At 70.7% G+C, this 21,113-nt stretch carries 20 protein-coding genes and 2 riboswitches; of the genes, 9 read left to right on the top strand and 11 right to left on the bottom strand.

Annotated features, from left to right (window positions below; genetic code table 11):
- Positions 1-11 precede the first annotated feature (11 nt).
- From OHU35_RS29800 to OHU35_RS29780, 5 genes are all read right to left on the bottom strand, one after another.
- On the bottom strand, positions 12-1,778 hold the full coding sequence (locus OHU35_RS29800) for an ABC transporter substrate-binding protein (protein WP_189727781.1): 1,767 nt from the start codon (positions 1,776-1,778) through the stop codon (positions 12-14).
- A gap of 8 nt (positions 1,779-1,786) precedes the next feature.
- Positions 1,787-2,785 carry an ABC transporter permease gene (locus tag OHU35_RS29795; protein ID WP_189727779.1) on the bottom strand — a complete coding sequence of 333 codons (999 nt, stop codon included), beginning with the start codon at positions 2,783-2,785 and terminating at the stop codon, positions 1,787-1,789.
- A 341-nt stretch (positions 2,786-3,126) separates the two neighbouring features.
- Entirely contained in the window at positions 3,127-3,927 is an 801-nt protein-coding gene (locus OHU35_RS29790) for an enhanced serine sensitivity protein SseB C-terminal domain-containing protein (RefSeq protein WP_189727777.1), read from the bottom strand.
- 162 nt (positions 3,928-4,089) lie between these two features.
- Positions 4,090-4,878: an enhanced serine sensitivity protein SseB gene (locus OHU35_RS29785; RefSeq protein ID WP_359896966.1), complete on the bottom strand. Its 789-nt coding sequence runs from the start codon at positions 4,876-4,878 to the stop codon at positions 4,090-4,092.
- A gap of 493 nt (positions 4,879-5,371) precedes the next feature.
- Positions 5,372-6,040 carry an AAA family ATPase gene (locus tag OHU35_RS29780; protein ID WP_359897047.1) on the bottom strand — a complete coding sequence of 223 codons (669 nt, stop codon included), beginning with the start codon at positions 6,038-6,040 and terminating at the stop codon, positions 5,372-5,374.
- A gap of 182 nt (positions 6,041-6,222) precedes the next feature.
- Positions 6,223-6,323: riboswitch (glycine riboswitch) on the top strand.
- A 1-nt stretch (position 6,324) separates the two neighbouring features.
- A riboswitch (glycine riboswitch) is annotated at positions 6,325-6,451 on the top strand.
- Positions 6,452-6,490: 39 nt separating this feature from the next.
- On the opposite strand from OHU35_RS29780, the gene gcvT reads away from it, so the two are divergent.
- The 6 genes from gcvT (at position 6,491) to OHU35_RS29750 (ending at position 13,048) form a co-directional block, all read left to right on the top strand.
- The gene (gene gcvT, locus OHU35_RS29775; protein WP_189727774.1) at positions 6,491-7,612 is read left to right on the top strand and encodes a glycine cleavage system aminomethyltransferase GcvT; all 1,122 of its coding nucleotides are present in this window, start codon (positions 6,491-6,493) and stop codon (positions 7,610-7,612) included.
- Between the two features lie 100 nt (positions 7,613-7,712).
- Positions 7,713-8,090 carry a glycine cleavage system protein GcvH gene (gcvH, locus tag OHU35_RS29770; RefSeq protein WP_189727772.1) on the top strand — a complete coding sequence of 126 codons (378 nt, stop codon included), beginning with the start codon at positions 7,713-7,715 and terminating at the stop codon, positions 8,088-8,090.
- A gap of 14 nt (positions 8,091-8,104) precedes the next feature.
- Positions 8,105-9,382 (top strand): serine hydroxymethyltransferase, encoded by a 1,278-nt coding sequence (gene glyA, locus OHU35_RS29765; protein ID WP_189727770.1) that lies wholly within the window; start codon positions 8,105-8,107, stop codon positions 9,380-9,382.
- A gap of 95 nt (positions 9,383-9,477) precedes the next feature.
- The gene (locus OHU35_RS29760; RefSeq protein ID WP_189727768.1) at positions 9,478-10,845 is read left to right on the top strand and encodes an L-serine ammonia-lyase; all 1,368 of its coding nucleotides are present in this window, start codon (positions 9,478-9,480) and stop codon (positions 10,843-10,845) included.
- Between the two features lie 102 nt (positions 10,846-10,947).
- Entirely contained in the window at positions 10,948-12,360 is a 1,413-nt protein-coding gene (locus OHU35_RS29755) for an MFS transporter (protein ID WP_359896961.1), read from the top strand.
- 130 nt (positions 12,361-12,490) lie between these two features.
- Positions 12,491-13,048: a glycoside hydrolase family 25 protein gene (locus tag OHU35_RS29750; RefSeq protein ID WP_189727765.1), complete on the top strand. Its 558-nt coding sequence runs from the start codon at positions 12,491-12,493 to the stop codon at positions 13,046-13,048.
- A 40-nt stretch (positions 13,049-13,088) separates the two neighbouring features.
- On the opposite strand, the gene OHU35_RS29745 is transcribed toward OHU35_RS29750, so the two are convergent.
- Both OHU35_RS29745 and OHU35_RS29740 read right to left on the bottom strand, forming a co-directional pair.
- The gene (locus tag OHU35_RS29745) at positions 13,089-13,751 is read right to left on the bottom strand and encodes an NADPH-dependent F420 reductase (RefSeq protein WP_189727763.1); all 663 of its coding nucleotides are present in this window, start codon (positions 13,749-13,751) and stop codon (positions 13,089-13,091) included.
- 87 nt (positions 13,752-13,838) lie between these two features.
- Positions 13,839-14,531: a FadR/GntR family transcriptional regulator gene (locus tag OHU35_RS29740; RefSeq protein ID WP_405507469.1), complete on the bottom strand. Its 693-nt coding sequence runs from the start codon at positions 14,529-14,531 to the stop codon at positions 13,839-13,841.
- Positions 14,532-14,739: 208 nt separating this feature from the next.
- Between OHU35_RS29740 and OHU35_RS29735 the strand changes: the two genes are divergently transcribed.
- A complete protein-coding gene (locus tag OHU35_RS29735) occupies positions 14,740-16,455 on the top strand; it encodes a 2-isopropylmalate synthase (RefSeq protein ID WP_359896957.1) in 1,716 nt (571 codons plus the stop codon).
- Complete coding sequence (locus OHU35_RS29730) at positions 16,452-17,243, top strand: ABC transporter ATP-binding protein (RefSeq protein ID WP_405507467.1); 792 nt, start codon at positions 16,452-16,454, stop codon at positions 17,241-17,243. The genes OHU35_RS29735 and OHU35_RS29730 overlap by 4 nt, the downstream gene beginning before the upstream one ends.
- A 74-nt stretch (positions 17,244-17,317) precedes the next feature.
- On the opposite strand, the gene OHU35_RS29725 is transcribed toward OHU35_RS29730, so the two are convergent.
- A complete protein-coding gene (locus tag OHU35_RS29725; protein WP_189727755.1) occupies positions 17,318-17,530 on the bottom strand; it encodes an EF-hand domain-containing protein in 213 nt (70 codons plus the stop codon).
- Between the two features lie 56 nt (positions 17,531-17,586).
- Positions 17,587-18,501: a MerR family transcriptional regulator gene (locus tag OHU35_RS29720; RefSeq protein ID WP_405507464.1), complete on the bottom strand. Its 915-nt coding sequence runs from the start codon at positions 18,499-18,501 to the stop codon at positions 17,587-17,589.
- Between the two features lie 49 nt (positions 18,502-18,550).
- Here OHU35_RS29720 and OHU35_RS29715 point away from each other — a divergent pair, with 49 nt between their 5' ends.
- Positions 18,551-19,222: a GNAT family N-acetyltransferase gene (locus tag OHU35_RS29715; RefSeq protein ID WP_359896952.1), complete on the top strand. Its 672-nt coding sequence runs from the start codon at positions 18,551-18,553 to the stop codon at positions 19,220-19,222.
- On the opposite strand, the gene OHU35_RS29710 is transcribed toward OHU35_RS29715, so the two are convergent.
- Both OHU35_RS29710 and OHU35_RS29705 read right to left on the bottom strand, forming a co-directional pair.
- Complete coding sequence (locus OHU35_RS29710) at positions 19,176-19,802, bottom strand: ADP-ribosyltransferase (RefSeq protein ID WP_189727749.1); 627 nt, start codon at positions 19,800-19,802, stop codon at positions 19,176-19,178. The two genes, OHU35_RS29715 and OHU35_RS29710, sit on opposite strands and share 47 nt — an antisense overlap.
- Before the next feature lie 91 nt (positions 19,803-19,893).
- Positions 19,894-21,072 carry a YncE family protein gene (locus tag OHU35_RS29705; RefSeq protein WP_359896950.1) on the bottom strand — a complete coding sequence of 393 codons (1,179 nt, stop codon included), beginning with the start codon at positions 21,070-21,072 and terminating at the stop codon, positions 19,894-19,896.
- Positions 21,073-21,113: the final 41 nt, after the last annotated feature.

Genomic DNA, 21,113 nt, shown 5'->3' with positions numbered 1-21,113 from the left:
GGCCTGCTGGCTTACTTCGAGGAGCTCATCAGCAGGTAGTCGTACATGCCGAGGTAGGCCTGCGTCACCGTGACGTTGGCCGCGGACGTCGGCCTGAGCAGCAGGTTCTTGCGGTAGATGACAGGAACGACCGAGGCGTTGTCGAGCACCATCTTGTCGATGTCGCCCCAGGCCTTGGTGCGGGCCGCGTCGTCGGTGTTGGCGATCGCGTCCGTCAGGGCCTTGTTGATCTTCGGGTCGTCCAGCTCCATCAGGTTGTTGCCGCCCGAGGGCTTGATGGCCGCACCGTTGATGATCTGGTCGAGGAAGCCGTAGCCGGTCGGCCAGTCGGCGCCCCACGCCATCGAGAGCATGCCGAGCTTGTTGTCGTGGACGTAGCTCGGGACACCGGCGAAGTTGGAGAAGTACTTGCCGGAGGGGAACTGCTTGATCTCGACGTTGATGCCGATCTTCTTCAGCGACGCCTGGACGGCCGTGGCCTGCGCGACCTCGGCGGGCCGGTCGGAACGGGCCGTCAGGATCGTGTTGAAGCCGTTCGGCTTGCCGCACGCCTTCAGCGCTGCCTTGGCCTTGGCCACGTCACCCTTGTGACCCTCGGTCGCGTAGGTGTCGAACTTGGTGTAGCCGTTGACCGACGGCGGCAGCAGCGTGGTCGCCACGTCGCCCTTCGGCGAACCGCCCATGGCGTCGAGCACCGACTGCTTGTCGAGGCCCCACTGCACGGCCTTGCGGCAGTCGGCGTTGTCGAACGGCTTCACGTTCACGTTCAGCGCGATGTACTGCGTCGCACCGGCGTACGAGCTGTCCGTCTGGTTGGCGTACTTGCCGCGCAGCACCTTCGGCTGGGTCTGCGGCTGCACACCCGTGCCGGCCGCGTCAGCCGTGATCTTGTCGGAGAGCAGGTCGTTGTCGACCGTGACCGGGTTGACCTTGAACTTGATCGTGACCTTGTCCGGGAGAGCCTTGCGGATCGGGTCCGTCTTCGCGTCCCACTGCGGGTTGCGCACGAGGGTGGCGCCGCGGCCCTCCTCGTAGGACTGGAACTGGTACGGGCCCGTGGACTGGATGGCCTGCACGTACTTCGCACCGGTGTCCTTCGACTGCGGCACCGGGGCCGTCTGCGAGAACGTCGCCAGGTAGTCGAAGTCGGCGAACGGCTGCTTCAGCTTGAAGACGATCGTCCGGTCGTCCGGCGTCTCGATGGACTTGAGGCCATCGGCGGACTTGTCCTTGTACGGGCCCTTGTACTTGTCGCCGCCGTCCAGGTACGCCTTGAAGTACGTCGGGCCGTTGGACAGCGCCTCAGGCGCGAAGTTGGAGCGCTCGATGGCGTACTTCACGTCCTTGGACGTCACCGGGGTGCCGTCCTGGAACTTCACACCCGTACGCAGCTTGTACGTCCAGGTCTTGGCGTCCGGGCTGGACTTGCCGAGGCCCTCGGCGAGGTCCGGCACGACCTCCAGGCCATCCTTGCCCGCCGCCGGTTTGAACGTGGTGAGCGTTCTGCCGTAGAGGCGGGAGAAGTTCTGCACCCAGCCGTAGTACGTGTTGCCCGGGTCGAGGGAGTCCGGCACGTCCGAGTGCTCGTACGAGACCGTCCCGCCCTTCTTGCTCGACGCGTTGACGATCGAGTTCAGCGCGGCGTCCTTCTTGCCGTTGCCTCCCCCGTCGTTGTCGTCACCTCCGCCGCCGCACGCGGCAGCACCCAGCGACAGTGCCAGGACCGACGCAACGCCGGCGGTCACCCTTCTCGTCTTCACCTGAGGAAGCCCCCTCATTCGATGGATCACTTGCTGCGAGGGTCGAGGGCGTCACGCAGCCCGTCACCCAGCAGGTTGAAGGCCAGGACGGTGATGAAGATCGCCAGTCCGGGCACGAACATGTACTGCGGATCAGCCGTGTAGAGATCCACAGCGTTGCTGAGCATGCCGCCCCAGGAAGCCTGCGGCGGAGCGATACCGACACCGAGGAAGCTCAGCGCGGCCTCGAAGAGGATGTTCGTCGGGATGATCAGCGTCGAGTAGACGAGGATCGGCGCGACGAGGTTGGGGAGCAGTTCCCGGAACAGGACGTACGGGCCGCGTGCTCCGAGGCTCGTGGCGGCCTCGATGAACTCCCGCTTGCGCAGGGTCATGGTCTGCGCGCGCACGATGCGGCCGATGTACGGCCAGCTGAAGAAGCCGATCACGAAGATCAGCACGCAGATGCGCAGGGGCAGGCCGTCGAGACCGAAGAAGCCGTCCTGCACGGAGGCCGAGATCGAGATGGCGAACAGCAGCAGCGGGAACGCGAGGAAGGTGTCCATCAGCCTGCTGATGACGCCGTCGATCCAGCCGCCGTAGTACCCGGCGACGATGCCGAGCACGGTGCCGATGCACACGGACAGCAGCGTGGCGCCGCCCGCGACCAGCAGGGAGACCCAGGAGCCGTCGATGATGCGGGCGAGCATGTCCCGGCCGTACTGGGGGTCCACGCCGAGCGGGTGGTCCCAACTCATGCCTCCCCAGCCGCCCTTGGGTGCGAGCAGCGCGGGGTCGATGAGGTCCTGGTTGAACTTGTTGGGATCGAGGTTGAAGATCCACTGGATCGGCTTGGAGAACACCGCCATCAGCACGAGCAGGATGACGACGACGCCTCCCGCCATCGCCACCTTGTCCCGCTTGAAACGCATCCAGGCGATCTGGGTGAGCGAGCGCCCCTCGATCTGGCTCTTCTTGACCCCGGCGAGCACGGCCTCGGGCTGTGCTCCGGCTTCCGCCCCGGTGGTCTCGATCGGTGCGGTCACGGTGCGATTGACCCCTCTCGACCCGGCGATCGCCGAGCCCCTGGCTGCCGCTGTAGCGGTTTGTTTGTCTCGTACACGAGACCGACCCGGCCCGTGTCTTGCGGGGAGTCTTCAACGCTTTGGCGATCTGTTGCCAGACTTGGCGGTGAAAGGATGCGTAAACGTGATGCTGTCTGCGGGGTTCCGTTATCCGGACGACGGGTAACAGGGGTCGGACGCGCTGCGACAGGGGCATTTTAGGACAGCTCTGCGCTTTTCGCCCTTATCTACGCGCGGAGAGTTGAGCGGTTGTCGCGTTCGGGGATGGTGCGGGAAGGGCCTCGGAGTGACCTGTGGAGGGGTCAGTACCTGCCCTGGGCGGGCGGGTATCCGTAGCCCGAGGCCGGGGCCTGGACGGGGGCGGTGGCGTGCGCCTCGCGGTCGTAGAAGGGGCGTGCGCCGGAGCGCAGCCACATGGCGACCGGGTCGTGCTCGTCGGACATCGCGACGGTCGACACGGGGAGCCCGTCCGGTACGGCGCCGAGGGACTGCTGCATCATCGCGCGTACCGCGTCCACGGCCGGCGGCGAGGTGTCGTAGACGTCGAGTCCGATGGCGAGATACGGCGCCCCGAGCGCAGGTTGCACCCAGGCGCGGCGCAGCGAGCGGACGGCCGGGGTGCGGTGGGCGTTCTGCGCGAGCAGGGCGTAGAACTGCGGGATCTCGATGGCCGGTTCGGACAGCCGCAGGGGCCCGGCGGGCTGGCGGTCCAGGCCCGTGGCGATCCGGCGCAGGTCGAGCCAGGGGATGCCGACGCCGCCGCCGGGGGCGTGCGGGTTGAGCCAGAGGCCGTAGTGGTCGGGGTAGAGGGCACGGGCCACGTCGATGCCGTCGACGACCTCGTAACTGCGGTTCCAGCCGCTGGCCGAGAGCTCCTGCGCGGAGGTCACACAGGGGGCGTAGCCGCAGCCCTCGACCTCCATGTTTCCGTACTGGGCGTCGGGGGATCCGGCCTGGCCGTGCCACAGCAGCATCCAGATCTGGCCGCTGTGCGGGGTCGCGAGCGCGCGCAGGAGGGCCTCGTAGGCGTCATAACGCCCGGGCGTGACCTGGCGCAGCATGTGCTCGACCTGTCCGGCCGCGGCCGTGCCGCTCGCGCTCACCTTTACCGCCCCTTCGTACAACGCCTCGACCGTGACCTAGCTTAAGCCCGCGCAGGTGCCCGGGGCTTGGTGCCGCCCTGCGGGTGCGGGCCGTATGTGGTTCTCGCGCTCACGCGGCGGAGCCGCATGGTGTCACGGCCCCGCGCCCCTGGGGTACCTGACCTACCGCTGGAAGAAGGGCCGGACCCTGTCGCGCATCCAGTTGCCGACCGGATCCTCCGCCACGTCCAGGAGCACCAGGTTGACCGGCCAGGGGGCCGGGGCGTCGGTGACGGCGCGGGTGAGGGCGTCCAGGGGGAGGGCGCGCAGGTCGCCTTCCCACTGGGAGAGTTCGACGCCGACGAACATCACCGGGTCGGCGGTCTCGATCACGGCGAGGCAGCGGCGGGCGGTGACGACGACGCCGGTCGCCTCGAACTCGGCGGAGGCGGCGGCGAGGAAGTCCACCGGGTCGTCCTGCCAGTCGGGCTCGAAGAGGCGGACCCGGCCGCCGCTCGCGGGGCCGTCCAGCGGGGTCCGGCCGGCCCGGCACAGCTCGGCCACGGCCGGCGGCGGGAGCGGGATGCCGACGACGCCGCCCGGGTTGATGGCCATCCCCGCGTGCGGGGGCAGACCGCGGGCGAACTCCACGGCCGGCGCGATGGTGTACGACATGTGCGAGCCGACGACCTGGCGGAACTGCTCCTCGGAGCTGAACACCGGCACGTACGCCTGGCCCTCGATCTCGATGCCGGGGAGGTCGAGGGGGCCGCTCTGCGGGCCGCCGCCGCTGGGCAACGGGATCCACACGAAGCTCCGGCCGAGCACCTCGACGATCCGCCCGCCGGCCGAGGGACCCGCGCCGAGGGAGGCCGAGAGCACCTCCTCCAGCTCGTTGCCGGGCCATCCGCCGTGCGGGTGGGTCTGCGTCTGCGCCGGGAAGTCCGCGGAGAAGTCCGCCGGGAAGTCCATCTGCCTACCGCCTGCCTGAAACCACTGCTGTGGCTCAAAGGCTAGCGGCTCGGGAACGACGGACGGCCACCCCGTGAACCACGGGCCGCGGACAGCCACCCGGGCCGGGGGCCCCGGCCCCACGAACACGGCTCACGGGCCGTGGCCGGCCGACCCTGTGAACACCGGCTGACCGGCCACGGACAGCCGGGCCTGTGAACACCGGCTCACCGGCCGCGGACAGGGCAGGCCCACGAACACCGGCTCACCAGCCACGGACAGGCCACGGGCCCGCGAACACCGACTCACCGAACACGGACAGGGCAGGCCCACGAACACAGGCTCACCGGCCGCAGACAGGCCACGGGCCCGCGAACACCGACTCACCGAACACGGACAGGCCGGGCCCACGAACACCGACTCACCAGCCACGGACAGCCAGACCCACGAACACAGGCTCACCAGCCGCGGACACGCCGCGGGCCCGCGAACACCGGCTCACGGGCCGGGGCAGTCAGCCCGCGAAGCCGATGCGGTGCAGGGCGTTCGCCGCGTCGCGGTCGGCGAGGATCGCCGAGCCGCAGCCGGTCGGCAGTTCGCCCCGTTCCACCTCGCGCAGCAGTCGGGTGGTGGCCGCGCGGTGGCGCAGGAACGCGTACCGCGAGACGCCGCGGCCGCGGTCGCGCTGGCCGGCCAGGGCCTGCTCGGGGGTGACGTCGAGCATGAGCAGGTGGAGCGTGCCGCCCCGGCGGCGGGCCTCGCGGGCCAGCCAGCGGCGGACCCAGGCCTGGGTGCCGCAGTCGTGCACGACGACGGCCTCGCCGCCGCGCAGGGCGCGGCGCAGCCCGGTGTAGTGGGCGAGGCGGACGAGCGGGCGGTAGACCCCGTACGGCAGGGCGCGCGGCATGCGGCGGTCCCAGTGGTCGCGGGTGTCCTGGGAGTCGATGCGCCGGCCCGGCACGGTGCGCCGCATCAACGTGGACTTGCCGCTGCCGGGCAGTCCCGTGACCACGACGATGTCGCGGGGGCCGAACAGCAGCGCGTGCGGGCCGCGGCCGGCGCGCTCGCGCAGATCGCGGACGACCGGCACCGGCTGCGGGCCGCAGGCCGCATGCGCCGGAGCGGTCGACTGCTCGGGCAGCGCGATGCCCGACGTCGTGGCGTACGCGGTGGTCCTGTTCACCGTGATCGTCCTCCCCTGGGGCCAGGTACGGAGTCCCATGCCCGCCGAGTGTAAAGAGAAGGTAATGCCCGATGTCTCTGGTTTTAGTCCTCTTCCTGCAACAGGCCTGCTACAGGGTGGTCCCCCTGCCACCCCGCGACAATGCGTGCAATGATGTGCCCGCCAACTGCATACCGGCCGTTTGAATCCGCGCGGGAGAGTCCCCAGCACCGTCCGACGCTGGGGCGCCGAAGGAGCAAGTCCCTCCCTTGAATCTCTCAGGCCCCGTTACCGCGCGGGCGAGGCACATCTGAAAAGCGGGCCGCACCCTTCTCCGGAGTCCGGGGAGGCGGCGTGGCCCCACCCAAGGTGCAAGCCGTGTCCCGTGTGGTCATGGCGAACCTCTCAGGTTCCGATGACAGATGGGGAGGAACGACCTCGCCCGTCATGCCCCTGGGAGACGACCGACCGATGAGCAGTACAGGAGAACTCCGCCACACCGCGCTCGATGCCCTGCATCGTTCGCTCGGCGCGACGATGACCGACTTCGCCGGCTGGGACATGCCCCTGCGCTACGGCTCCGAGCGCGACGAGCACAACGCGGTGCGCACGAAGGCCGGGCTGTTCGACCTCTCCCACATGGGGGAGATCACCGTCACGGGGCCGGGGGCCGCCGCCCTCCTCGACCACGCGCTGGTCGGCAACATCGGCGGGGTCAAGCCCGGCCGCGCCCGCTACACCATGATCTGCCAGGCCGACGGCGGCATCCTCGACGACCTGATCGTCTACCGGCTGGCCGAGCAGGAGTACATGGTCGTCGCCAACGCCTCCAACGCCCAGGTGGTCCTGGACGCGCTGGTGGAACGTTCCGCCGGCTTCGACGCCGAGGTGCGCGACGACCGGGACGCCTACGCGCTGCTCGCCGTACAGGGCCCGGAGTCCCCGGGGATCCTGAAGTCCCTCACCGACGCCGACCTCGACGGCCTGAAGTACTACGCCGGTCTGCCCGGCACGGTCGCGGGTGTCCCGGCCCTCATCGCCCGCACCGGGTACACCGGCGAGGACGGCTTCGAGCTGTTCGTGAAGCCGGAGCACGCCGTCGAGCTGTGGCAGGCCCTGACCAAGGCGGGCGAGGGCGCCGGCCTGGTCCCGTGCGGGCTGTCCTGCCGCGACACGCTGCGCCTGGAGGCGGGCATGCCGCTGTACGGGCACGAGCTGAGCACCTCCCTGACGCCCTTCGACGCCGGGCTCGGCCGGGTGGTGAAGTTCGAGAAGGAGGGCGACTTCGTGGGCCGCGAGGCCCTGGCGGAGGCCGCCGCGCGCGCCGAGCAGAACCCGCCCCGCGTCCTGGTCGGCCTCGTCGCCGAGGGCCGTAGGGTCCCGCGCGCCGGGTACCCGGTCGTCACCGGCGGCGAGGTGATCGGCGAGGTCACCTCCGGCGCCCCCTCCCCCACGCTCGGCAAGCCGATCGCGATGGCGTACGTCGACCCCGCGCACGCGGCTCCCGGCACACCCGGTGTGGCCGTGGACATCCGGGGCAGTCACGAGCCGTACGAGGTCGTGGCGCTGCCGTTCTACAAGCGCCAGAAGTAGACACTGGCCACGGGCCGCCACAGCGGTCCCGGGCATCTCACCCCCGCTCACCAGCGGTCCCCTTCATCAGCACTCCCGCGCGTACAGGAGAATCCAGGCCATGAGCAACCCCAAAGAGCTGCGGTACAGCAAGGAGCACGAGTGGCTGTCGGGCGCCGAGGACGGCGTCTCGACGATCGGCATCACGGAGCACGCGGCGAACGCGCTCGGCGACGTCGTCTTCGTCCAGCTCCCGGCGGTCGGTGACGCCGTGTCCGCGGGCGAGACCTGCGGCGAGCTGGAGTCGACCAAGTCCGTGTCCGACCTCTACTCCCCGGTCTCCGGTGAGGTCACCGAGGTCAACGAGGACGTCGTGAACGACCCGTCCCTGGTGAACTCGGCCCCCTTCGAGGGCGGCTGGCTGTTCAAGGTGCGCGTCACGGACGAGCCGGGCGACCTGCTCTCCGCCGACGAGTACACCGCGTTCTCCGCCGGCTGAGGAGTCATAGCCGTATGTCCGTCCTGAACACATCCCTGCACGAGTTCGACCCGGCCGTCGCCGCCGCGGTCGACGCCGAGCTGCACCGGCAGCAGTCCACCCTCGAGATGATCGCCTCGGAGAACTTCGCCCCGGTCGCGGTCATGGAGGCGCAGGGCTCGGTCCTCACCAACAAGTACGCCGAGGGCTACCCGGGCCGCCGCTACTACGGCGGCTGCGAGCACGTCGACGTGGTCGAGCAGATCGCGATCGACCGCGTCAAGGAGCTGTTCGGCGCCGAGCACGCCAACGTCCAGCCGCACTCGGGCGCCCAGGCCAACGCCGCCGCGATGTTCGCGCTGCTCAAGCCGGGCGACACCATCATGGGTCTGAACCTCGCGCACGGCGGGCACCTGACCCACGGCATGAAGATCAACTTCTCCGGCAAGCTCTACGACGTCGTCGCGTACCACGTCGGCGACGACGGCCGGGTCGACATGGCCGAGGTGGAGCGGCTGGCGAAGGAGTCCCGGCCGAAGCTGATCGTCGCGGGCTGGTCGGCCTACCCGAGGCAGCTGGACTTCGCCGAGTTCCGCCGGATCGCGGACGAGGTCGGCGCGTACCTGATGGTCGACATGGCGCACTTCGCGGGGCTGGTGGCGGCGGGGCTGCACCCGAACCCCGTTCCGCACGCGCACGTGGTGACCACGACCACCCACAAGACGCTGGGCGGCCCGCGCGGCGGTGTGATCCTCTCCACGGCCGAGCTCGCCAAGAAGATCAACTCCGCTGTCTTCCCCGGTCAGCAGGGCGGCCCGCTGGAGCATGTGATCGCGGCCAAGGCGGTCTCGTTCAAGGTCGCGGCCTCCGAGGACTTCAAGGAGCGCCAGCGCCGTACGCTGGAGGGTGCCCGCATCCTGGCCGAGCGTCTGGTGAAGGACGACGTCCGGGCCGTGGGCGTGGACGTCCTGTCCGGCGGCACGGACGTGCATCTGGTCCTGGTCGACCTGCGCCACTCGGAGCTGGACGGACAGCAGGCCGAGGACCGCCTCCACGAGGTGGGCATCACGGTCAACCGCAACGCCATCCCGAACGACCCGCGCCCGCCGATGGTGACGTCCGGTCTGCGGATCGGCACGCCGGCCCTGGCGACCCGGGGCTTCGAGGCCGAGGACTTCGCGGAGGTCGCGGACGTCATCGCCGAGACGCTGAAGGCGCCCTCTCCCTTCGGGGCCGCCGACGCGGACGCGCTCAAGGCCCGGGTGAAGGCCCTGGCCGACAGGCACCCGCTGTACGCGGGCCTGAACAAGTAACGAAGAAACCTTTCAGGGCGCCGTGCCCGCCGGTGACGGCACCAGCGAGCACGGCGCCCGCCCGCTTACGCACCACCCCGTAGTCAGGAGTTCCCGTGGCCATCTCGGTCTTCGACCTGTTTTCGATCGGCATCGGCCCGTCCAGCTCCCACACGGTCGGCCCGATGCGCGCGGCCGGCCTGTTCGCCCGGCGGCTGCGCAACGAGGAGCTGCTGGAGTCGGTCGGATCGGTCCGTGCCGAGCTGTACGGCTCGCTCGGCGCCACCGGCCACGGCCACGGCACGCCCAAGGCGGTCCTGCTCGGACTGGAGGGCGAGTCGCCGCGCACGGTCGACGTGGAGAAGGCCGACGACCGGGTGGACGCGATCAAGACCGACGGCCGGCTGAATCTGCTGGGCGAGCACGAGATCGCGTTCTCCTTCGACGACGACATGGTCCTGCACCGCCGCAAGGCCCTGCCGTACCACGCGAACGGCATGACCCTGTGGGCGTACGACGCCTCGGGCGCGGAGCTGCTGACGAAGACGTACTACTCGGTCGGCGGCGGGTTCGTCGTCGACGAGGACGCGGTCGGCGCGGACCGCATCAAACTCGACGACACCGCGCTGAAGTACCCCTTCCGCACGGGCGACGAGCTGCTGCGCATGGCCGAGGAGACGGGCCTGTCCATCTCGGCGCTGATGCTGGAGAACGAGCGCGCCTGGCGCACCGAGGAGGAGATCCGCGAGGGCCTGCTGGAGATCTGGCAGGTGATGCGGGACTGCGTGGCACGCGGCCTGTCCCAGGAGGGCATCCTGCCCGGCGGCCTCAAGGTCCGCCGGCGCGCCGCGAACACCGCGCGCAAGCTGCGCTCGGAGGGCGACCCGAAGGCCCTCGCCATGGAGTGGATCACCCTCTACGCGATGGCGGTCAACGAGGAGAACGCGGCAGGCGGCCGGGTCGTCACCGCCCCCACCAACGGCGCGGCCGGCATCATCCCCGCGGTCCTGCACTACTACGTCAACTTCGTGCCCGGCGCCGACGAGGAGGGCGTGGTCCGCTTCCTGCTCGCCGCGGGCGCGATCGGCATGCTGTTCAAGGAGAACGCCTCCATCTCCGGCGCCGAGGTCGGCTGCCAGGGCGAGGTCGGCTCCGCCTGCTCGATGGCCGCGGGCGCCCTGGCCGAGGTCCTCGGCGGCTCCCCTGAGCAGGTCGAGAACGCCGCCGAGATCGGCATGGAACACAACCTCGGCCTCACCTGCGACCCGGTCGGCGGGCTGGTCCAGATCCCGTGCATCGAACGCAACGGCATGGCCGCGGTCAAGGCCGTCACCGCCGCCCGCATGGCCATGCGCGGCGACGGCTCCCACAAGGTGTCCCTCGACAAGGTCATCAAGACGATGAAGGACACCGGTGCGGACATGTCGGTGAAGTACAAGGAGACGGCCCGGGGCGGGCTGGCGGTGAACATCATCGAGTGCTAGGTCGCGCCCGGTGGACTGTCTCACGATGCGAGAAGTTGATACCGAAAAACAAGATGGCTGACATCGTTGCAGTACCCATGTTTCAGCGTGAAAGACCGAGCGATGTCCGCACCAGCAACCGGTTCAGCCCCTCCGCCCGTCAACCCGCGGTCCCGCGTCCTCGTCGCCAGCCTCATGGGCACGACGATCGAGTTCTATGACTTCTACATCTACGCGACCGCCGCGGTGCTCGTCTTCCCCCAGCTCTTCTTCCCGAGCAGCGACCCGACCACCGCGCTGCTGTCGTCCTTCGCGGTCTTCGGCGCCGCGATGGTCGCCCGTCCGATCGGCGCCGTCGTCTTCGGGCACCTCGGTGACCGGCTCGGCCGCAAGAGGACACTCGTCGTCTCGCTCCTGACCATGGGCATCGCCACGTTCCTCATCGGCGTTCTGCCCACCTACGCCCAGGCCGGCTGGGTGGCCACCGCGCTGCTCGTGCTGATGCGGCTCGCGCAGGGCTTCGCGCTCGGCGGCGAGTGGAGCGGCGCCGCCCTGGTCGCGACCGAGAACGCCCCCAGCGGCAAGCGCGCCCTGTACGGCACCTTCCCGCAACTGGGCGCCCCGCTCGGCTTCATCATCGGCAACGGCCTGTTCCTGGTCATCGGCGCGCTGCTGCCGTCCGCGGCCGGCGCCGACCCCTCGCAGCCCTCGGACGCCTTCGTCAGCTGGGGCTGGCGCATCCCGTTCCTGTTCTCCGCCGTAATGGTCGCGATCGGCCTGTGGGTGCGCTCCCGGCTCGTCGAGTCGGCGGTCTTCGCCAGGACCCGGGAGTCCGGCGAGGTGCGGCGGCTGCCGCTCGTCACCGTGGTGCGCAGCCACGGGAAGCAGTTGGTCCTGGGCACCTTCATCATGCTGGCGACCTACGTGCTCTTCTACCTGATGACCACCTTCTCGCTCAGCTACGGACGCGCGGCGAAGAATGCCGCCGTGCCCGGACTGGGGTACGACTACACCACGTTCGTGCTCATGATGATCTTCGGTGTGCTGTTCTTCGCCGCGTTCACCCTGATCTCCGGTCCGCTCGCGGACCGGTACGGGCGGCGCGCCACCCTGATCTGGATCACCGCCGCGATCATCGTCTTCGGACTGGTCTGGGTGCCGCTGATCGATCTGGGCACCCTCGGCGTGGTGCTGTGGCTCGTCCTCGGCTTCACCCTGATGGGCATGACGTTCGGCCCGATGGGCGCGCTCCTGCCCGAGCTCTTCCCGACCAGCGTCCGCTACACCGGCTCCGGCATCTCGTACAACGTCAGCTCGATCCTCGGGGCGGCGGTCGCCCCGTTCATCGCCGTGGCGCTGTGGGAGGCCGGGGACGGCTCGCCGTGGCTGGTCGGCGTCTACCTCTCGGCGATGGCGGTGCTGACGCTGATCGCGCTCCTGCTCGGCAAGGAGACCAAGCACGTCTCCCTGGACGACCGCGAGGCCGCCTCCGCCGACGACGCGACCCACGCCCCGGCCGCCTCCCCCACCTCCTGAAACCGACCGGCGTTCACCACCGCCGGGCCGCGAGCCTCCTCGCGCCCGGCGTACGGCCGCCGTCGCGGGGCATAACAACAACCCCCGAACCAAGGGAACTTCCGCCCCACCCGCACCAGAGGGAGCCCCCATGCTGCGCGGCATCGACGTGAGCGCCTACCAGTCCTCCTCCTACGGCACCGACGGCCTCTCCTTCGTCTTCGTCAAGGCGACCGAGGGGCGTTCCTACGTCAACCCCAAGCTCGCCGCCCAGACGAAGCGGGCGCGTGACGCCGGACTGGTCGTCGGCTTCTACCACTTCCTGTGGCCCGGCAACCTCACCGCCCAGGCCGAGTACTTCGTCGGCAGGGCCCCGGACCGGGCGGGCGACATCCTCGCCGTCGACTGGGAGACGACCAGCAACGGAACGCACGCGAGCAACGCGGAGAAGGACCTGTTCATCCGCAAGCTGAAGGACCTTCGGCCGAACAACCAGGTGGTGCTCTACTGCAACCGGCACTTCTGGCTGAACATCGATACGACGTCCTACTCGGGCGACGCCCTGTGGATCGCCGACTACGTCTCCGCGGGCAAGCCCCGCATCAAGGCGAAGTGGCGCTTCCACCAGTACACCGACGACCCGCTGGACAAGAACGTGGCCGACTTCGAGAGCAAGGCCGCGCTGCGCAGATGGGCCGAGGACGCCTGACCGGCCGGGTGGCCCAGGTCGGACACGGCTCGGACACGGCCTAGCCGCTGAACCCCGGTGTGCGTTCCGGGGAGGCCTCCGACAGGGCCTTGGTCACCGCGGCCGCGCCGTCGCGCAGGCCGTAGACCGGGGTGTCGGGCTGCTGGCGCCAGGAGTCGTCGATGCCGCCCGCGTCCACCGTGTCGAAGCCGAGGGCGTCGATGAGGTCCCGTACCTTGCGCTTGGCCGGCTCGTCGTCGCCGGCCACCGGGAGGGCCATGCGGTCCGGGTCGCCGGCCGGGAGCGGGCGATCCAGGATGTCCTGGGCGTAGGTGCCGTTGAAGGCCTTGACGACCGGGTGGCCGATCTGGCGTTCCGTCCAGCGGCTCTCGGTGAGGCCGTCGTCCTCGATGGCGGCGATCCTGCCGTCCCGCTCCCGGGGGTAGTAGTTGCCGGTGTCGATGACCGCGACGCCGTCCGCCGCCTCGTCGAGAAGACCGGACGGCAGGTCCGGGACCGCCTTCAGCGGAATCGTGATCACGACGATCTCGGCGCCCCGCGGCGCCTCCGCGACCGTCACGGGCGTCGCGCCGGTCTCCTCCACGAGGGCCGTGAGGGTGTGCGGGCCCCGGGAGTTGGCGACGGACACGTCATGGCCGAGGGCAGTGAGCCGCCGGGTCAGATTGCCTCCGATGTTGCCCGCTCCGATGATGCCGATCTTCATGTCGTCGCCTCGCCCTTCCGGGGATCGGTACCGCCCGGCCTCCTCGCGGAGCCTTCGTGACCAGGGTCAACCTCCGGGGCGGAGGGGCTATTCCGGCTTTCCGGTAGGTGCGAACGGGTCCTCCAGTTCCCCGCGCACCACCTCGGCCGCCCCCTCCGCGTCCCCGTCCGCCACCGCCCGGACGAGCGCCTCGTGGGCGTCGTCGCTGGTGTTCGGGTCGTGGGTGCGCAGGCCGGTCAGGGTCAGGAGTTCGATCAGGCCTTCGCGCAGGACCGGGGTGAACTCGGCGAACAGGTCGGCGAGCACCGGGTTGTGGGCGGCGGCGATCACGGCGGCGTGGAAGGCGATGTCCGCGTCGACGAAGGCGGCGTCGTCGGCGGCGGAGGCGGTGCGGCGGCCCTCCAGCGCGGCCCACAGCGCCGTGACGTCCTCCGGTGTGCGGCGGCGCGCGGCGAGCCGGGCCGCCTGGACCTCCACCGCCATACGGACCTCGTAGACGTCGGTCACGGCGGCCCGGCGCAGCCGCGTGGGCCAGTCCTCGGCCGGCTCGGCCGCGAGGACGAAGACGCCGGCGCCCTGGCGGGGCTGCACCAGCCCGGCACCCGCCAGGGCGCGCAGCGCCTCGCGGACGGTCGAGCGGCCCACGCCCAGTTCCCTCGCCAGGGTCGTCTCGCCGGGCAGCTTGGTGCCGACCGGCCAGTGGCCGCCGGTGATCTGCTCGCGCAGCCGGGCGGCGGCCTGCTCGACCAGGGGGCTGGGGCGGACGGCGCCGAGCGGCATGTGCTTCACCAACTTGTCTGAGGAGTGGAAGGATTCTATCGAGGTTTCACTTGTCTGAGGAGCTGAGGAGTGGCTAGCGTACGGCGCATGACGTTCCGCGGTCTCCTTCTTCTCGGCTGCCGCGGCGGGGCCTGACGCGACCGGCACCCCGCCGCGGGGCGCCGTGCCGCCGGTCACCGTCCGACCGAGCCGAAGGCCACAGCCGACGATGACCACCACCCCTGCCCCGGCCTGGAACCCCCAGCGCCCGGGCCCCATGCCCTTCCACCGCTACCGCCCCTTCCAGGACCGCGTGCACGTCCCCGCCGCCGGCCGCGACTGGCCCGCCGCCCGTGTCGAGCGCGCTCCCCTCTGGGTCCCCGTCGACCTGCGCGACGGCAACCAGGCCCTCGCCGAGCCGATGGACACGCCCCGCAAGCGCCGCTTCTTCGATCTGCTGACCGGCATGGGCTTCAAGGAGATCGAGGTCGGCTACCCGTCCGCGAGCCGCGCCGACTTCGACTTCGTACGGCATCTGGCGACCGGCGACGCCGTACCGGACGACGTCACGCCCGTCGTCTTCACCCCGGCCCGCCGGGACCTGATCGACCGCACCTTCGAGGCGATCGAGGGGATGCCGAGGGCCGTCGTGCACCTGTACATCGCGACCTCGCCGGTGTGGCGGGACGTCGTCCTGGGGCGGGACCGGGCGGAGGTGTGGCGGACCGTGCGGGAGGCCGCCGAGCACATGGCCCGCCGGGCGGACAAGGCCTCGTACGTCCGCTTCCAGTTCTCCCCGGAGACCTTCAACCTGACCGAGCCCGACTTCGTCCTGGAACTGTGCGACGGGCTGACCGAGCTGTGGGACGCGAGCCCGGACCGGCCGGTGACCCACAACCTCCCGGCGACCGTGGAGATCGCGACGCCGAACGTCTACGCCGACCAGATCGAGTACGCGCACCGCCAGCTGGCCCGGCGCGACAGCGTGATCCTCTCCGTGCACCCGCACAACGACCGCGGCACCGGCGTCGCCTGCGCCGAACTGGCCGTCCTGGCCGGTGCCCAGCGCGTCGAGGGCTGCCTGTTCGGCAACGGGGAGCGCACCGGCAACGTCGACCTGGTGACCCTGGCACTGAACCTGTACGCCCAGGGGGTCGACCCGATGATCGACTTCCGGGACGTCGACACGGTCAGGGAGACGGTCGAGCACTGCAACCGGCTGCCCGTGCACCCCCGCCACCCGTACGCCGGGGACCTCGTCCACACCGCCTTCTCGGGCACCCACCAGGACGCGATCAGCAAGGGCCTGGCCCGGCACGCCGAGCGGGCCCGGGAGCTGGGCGTGCCGGAGTCGCAGGCGCCCTGGTCGGTGCCGTACCTGCCGATCGACCCGGCCGACGTGGGCCGCTCCTACGAGGCGGTGATCCGCGTGAACTCGCAGTCGGGCAAGGGCGGCATGGCCTATCTGCTGCGCGCCCACCACGGCGTCGACCTCCCCGCGCGCATGCGGCCGGACTTCTCCCGGACGGTGCAGGAGGCGACGGACGACAGCGGCCGGGAGATGGCGGCGAAGGAGCTGTACGAGCTGTTCCGGTCGACGTACGTCGTGGAGGACGGGGAGATGGCGCTGGACGCCTGGTCCGTCCACCCGGACGGGGACGGCGCCGGCACCCGCTTCGTGTGCACGCTGCGCACCGGGGAGCGCGCCGGCGACTACGAGGGCGCGGGCAGCGGCCCGGTCTCCGCGTTCGTCGACGCGCTGGCCGGGGCGGGAGTAGACGTGGAGGTGCTCGACTTCCGCGAGCAGGCCGGTGACGACGGTGCGCACGCCTTCGCCGAGTGCCGTGTCCGCGGTACGACGTGCTGGGGCGCGGGCCAGGACTCCTCTGCCCTGGCCGCGTCCGTCCGGGCGGTGCTGTCCGCGGTGAACCGGGCGCTGCGGTGACGGCGGTCGTCCTGCGCGCCGAGGACGCCCACGTCGTACGCGACGGCCGGCCGATCCTTCAGGAGGTGTCCCTCACGGTCCGGGCCGGTGAGCACTGGGCGCTGCTCGGGGCCAACGGCGCGGGCAAGTCCACCCTGCTCGGCCTGCTCGGCGCGCTCGTCCACCCCACCCGGGGCCTCGTGGAGGTGCTGGGCCACCGGCTGGGCCGGGTCGATCTGCGGGAGCTGCGCGCGCACGTCGGGCATGTCGATCCGCGGCATCCGCTCGGCTCGCCGCTGCGGGTACGGGACGTCGTCCTGACCGGCCTGACCAACTCCGTGAAGCCGCTGCCCCGGTGGCGTCCGACACCGGAGCAGGAGGAACGGGCGGAGCGGCTGATCCGGACGCTGGGGCTGGCGGAGCACCGTGAGGCGCGCTGGCCCACCCTCTCCCAGGGCCAGCGCGGCCGGACGCTGATCGCCCGGGCCCTCATGCCCGAGCCCCGGCTGCTGCTCCTGGACGAACCGGCCACCGGCCTGGACCTGCCCGGCCGGGAGCAGCTGATCGGGGCGCTGGAGGAGCTGCGCCGGGACCATCCACGCCTGGCGACGGTCCTGGTCACTCACCACTTGGAGGAGCTTCCGTCCCACACCACGCACGCCCTGCTGCTGCGCGAGGGCCGTCCGCTCGCCGGCGGCCCGGTGGCCGAGGTGCTGACCGCCGACCGGCTCGGCAAGTGCTTCGACCTGCCGCTGGCCCTGGAACGGCGGGACGGCCGCTGGAGCGTGCGCACGGCTCGCGGGGCATGACGAGGGGCCCGGTCCGACCGAGGTCGGACCGGGCCCCTTCGTTCAGGAAGCGGAGCGCCTCCGGCAACCGGCGACTACTTGTTCAGGTAGGCCCAGAACTCGTCGAAGCTCAGCTGCTTGTCGCCGTCGAGGTCGCGGGTCTTGATGACGACCTCGGCGACCGACTCGGTGACGTTCCAGTCACCCGACCGGGCCAGGGCGGTCTTGAACTCGGCAGCGGTGATGAATCCGTCGCCGTCCGTATCGATCCGCTCGAACTGCTTGCGTGCTTCCTCGATGTCCGCCACCGATCCGCCCCTACTCTCGTGCTGTCGTGTTCTGCGTCGTACTGACGCAGGTCAGATTAACCGGCCGTGCGCGCCTCCAGCGCGGCGACCACCCAGGCGAACTCCTCGTCATAGGTCGGCTGGGGGCCGAGGCCGTTGACGACGGCCTGGAGTTCGCGGTAGCGGGCGACCCGTACGTTGGAGGCGGCCGTGAGGCGTTCGAGCACGGCGGCCCGGTCGGTGTCGCCGAGCAGGCCCTTCAGGACATCGTCGGCCTCCGGTGCCCCGGGGGCGATGCCGCGCTGCCGTGCCTCGGCCGCGAGCTGTACGAGCCGGCTCATGAACCACAGGGACGAACCGGCGGGGACGTCCGGCCCCCGGTCCGCCGCGTTGAACTCGATCATCTGCCGCATCTGCGCGCGGAAGCCGGGATCCTGGATCAGCTCGGCGAGCTCCACCCAGGCGTCGACCTGCTCGGGTGTGGGGTCGTCGGGCAGCTCGGCGGCCGTGAAGCGCAGCCTGCGGCGGATGTCCGGGTCGGCCGTGTCGATCCCCTGGAAGACCTCGGCCATGAAGTCCTCCACGATCTGCCGCCGTTCGGTCGCCGAGAGCCGTGCCAGTCTGTTCATGAGTGTCATCTCCTCCGCGCTGGAACCCCGCTTCGCCACCGTCGACAGCACCGCGCGGGTCACCTTGAGGGAGCGGATCTGCGCGTCCAGCGCGACCACGTGCGCGGCGGCGACCTGCGCGACCGTCGTCTCGCCGGCCAGGACCCGGCGGACGTCCGCCAGGCCGAGGCCGAGTTCGCGCAGGGTGCGGATCAGCTCCAGACAGGCCACGGACGCGGCGTCGTACAGCCGGTATCCGCCCGCGGACCGGGCCACCGGGGGCAGGGCGCCCTCGTCGGACCAGTAGCGGATGGTGCGCACGGTCAGCCCGGTGACCCGGGCCAGTTCCCCGATGGTGAGCAGTCCGGTGCCGTCGTCGGTCATGTCTGCGAGTCTGGGCCCTCCAGTAGGTGGAGACTCAAGGAGCGCGTCGGTGGCAAACACTCTGCGGGACATTCTGGACGCGGCGGCCCGAGGCGTCTTCCCGCCGGCGGACGGCGGGACGACGATCGTGAACCAGCCCTCGCCCCGGGACGCGGGGGTCCTCGCCTTCACGGCCCACTCGGTCGTCTTCGCCGACGAGGATCCCGGGTGGATACGCCGGACGCTGGCCGGAACCGACTGCGACAGCCTCGCGGCCACGATGAACGCCCGTTTCCTGGCGGCCCTCATGGACCGGACCGGGCGTACGTCCGACACGATCGACGTGCTGCTGACCGGCGCCGCGCTGCCCGGGGAGCCTCCGCTCGCTTTGACGGAGATCGACGATCCCGGCCATCCACGGGTGGTCTCCGCACGCCGCCGGCGTGACGACGTGCGGGTGTGGGCGGCGGACGGCGGGGTCCTCGTCCTCGGCCGTGGGGTGGCCGGGCGGTGGGAGGTCGCGGTCGAGGTGGCGGAGGAGGCGCGCCGGCGGGGGCTGGGGCGGCGGCTGGTGGAGGCGGCGCGGCACCTGGTCGGGGACGCGCCGGTGTGGGCCCAGGTGTCGGCGGGGAACGCCCGTAGTCTGCGGGCGTTCCAGGCGGCCGGCTACCGGCCCGTGGGCTCGGAGGCGCTGCTCAGTGCCAGGGCTCGTAGTGCGGATTGCTCTCGCACTTGCTCATGATCTCGGTCTTGGTCTGCTTGTCGACCGGGCAGACGCCGATGATGTACTGCCGGGCGACGCCGCCGGGGAAGGCGACCTCCTGCTGGTCGGCCCACTTGTGGGTGTCGCCGATGGTCTTGTTGACGTCGATGCCGCCGGGGGCGTCGACGTAGTAGTTGAAGCCGGGCCGCCACTGCTTGTAGAGGTCGTGGTCGTACGACGTCGACACATACGGGGACGGCTGGTTGACCAGGACGTACTTCTCCAGGTCGTACTGGCCGGCGAGGACGTCCTTGGGGTGGAAGCCCTCCTCGAAGATGACGGACGGGCCGCGGCCGTCGGCGCGGTAGAGGGTGCCGCAGCTGGTGCGCCAGGACGGTTCGGGGGTGATGCGGTCGACGTCGGCACGGCGGTCGGCGGCGGCCTTGATCTTGTCGGTGAACCGGACGGGACAGGCGGCCGGCGCGGCGGCGGCCGTGGCGGCAGCCGTCGCGGCCGTCGGGGCGGGCGCCTGGACGGGCGTGGCCGCCGTGGTCGTGAGAACGGCCGCGAGGGCGAAGGCGGCGGCAGCGATCCGCCGCCGCAGGGTCATGGTGATCACGAGGGCACGATGGCGGGTCCGCGGCGCCGGGCGTTGGACCCTCACTCGATCAGGGCGTGTCAACTGCCCTTCGGTGGACGGCAGATGACGCTCACCGGAAGATGCCCGTGTGGCCGAGGGAGTAGCGGCCGGGCTGTGGGTAGACCGCGAGGCCGTGCGGGCCGCTGCCGACGGGGATGCGGGCGAGCTGGGCGCCGGTGCGGGTGTCGATGGCGTAGACCTCGGCGTCGTAGCGGCCGGAGAGCCACAGGACCTTGCCGTCGGCGGAGACGCCGCCCATGTCGGGGCTGCCGCCGTCGGGCAGGTCCCACTTCTTGGTGAGCTTGTTCCGGGTGAAGTCGAAGACGGAGACGGTGCCTTCGCCGCGGTTGGAGACGTACATCTCGCGGGAGTCGCGGCCGACGTAGAGGCCGTGGCAGCCCTTGCCGGTGGGCAGCAGGGTGGGCTGGGTGAACTTGTCGCCGTCCAGGACCCACATCCCGTGGGCCATCATGTCGGCGATGTAGAACCTCTTGCCGTCCGGCGAGACCTTCACGTCCTGGGGCATGGCGCCCTCGAACGGCAGTCTCTGCTGCCCGACGACCTTCATCTTCTCGGTGTCGACCTTGAGCAGTTCGCCGCTGAACTCGCAGGAGACGATGAAGTAGCGGCCGTCGAGGGAGAAGTCGGCGTGGTTGACGCCGTAGCAGGAGACCGGGACCGTCTTCTTCCGGTCCATGGTGTGCGGGTCGCGGAAGACCAGCTCGCGGTCGAGGGAGGCCATCACGACGGCGTACTTGCCGTTGGGCGTGAAGTAGAGGTTGTACGGGTCGTGGACCTTTACCTCCTTGCCCGCCTTGCCGGTCTTCGGGTCGATCGGGGTGAGGGTGTGGCCGCGGTTGTTGTTGACCCAGAGCGTCTTCAGGTCCCAGGAGGGCACGACGTGCTGGGGTTGCCGGCCCACGGGGATCGTCTCGATGATCTCGTACGTCTTGGGGTCGATGACGGAGACGGTGTCGGACTCGGTGTTGGGGACGTAGACCCGGGACGGGAAGCCCTTGACCACGGGCGACAGCTTGTTCGGGCGGTCGGCCGCGTAGACGTCCTTCGGGTCGAGGACGGGCGGCATGCCCGGCAGGCCCTGGACGGTCTTCTTCTCGGGCGGGGCCGGCACGGCGGCCTTGGTGGGGCGTGTCTCGGAGGTCCGCTCCTCGCCCTGGGTGCCGCAGGCGGCGAGGACGGCGAGAGCGGCGCCCGCGACGAGGGTGCTCTTGAGGAAGTGGCGGTGCATTGGACCATTTAAGGTGCGCTTCGCGGGGAAATCGGTGATTC

Source organism: Streptomyces purpurascens (assembly GCF_045040895.1).
Lineage (GTDB): Bacteria > Actinomycetota > Actinomycetes > Streptomycetales > Streptomycetaceae > Streptomyces > Streptomyces purpurascens.
This window is presented reverse-complemented; position numbering and strand designations above follow the sequence as displayed.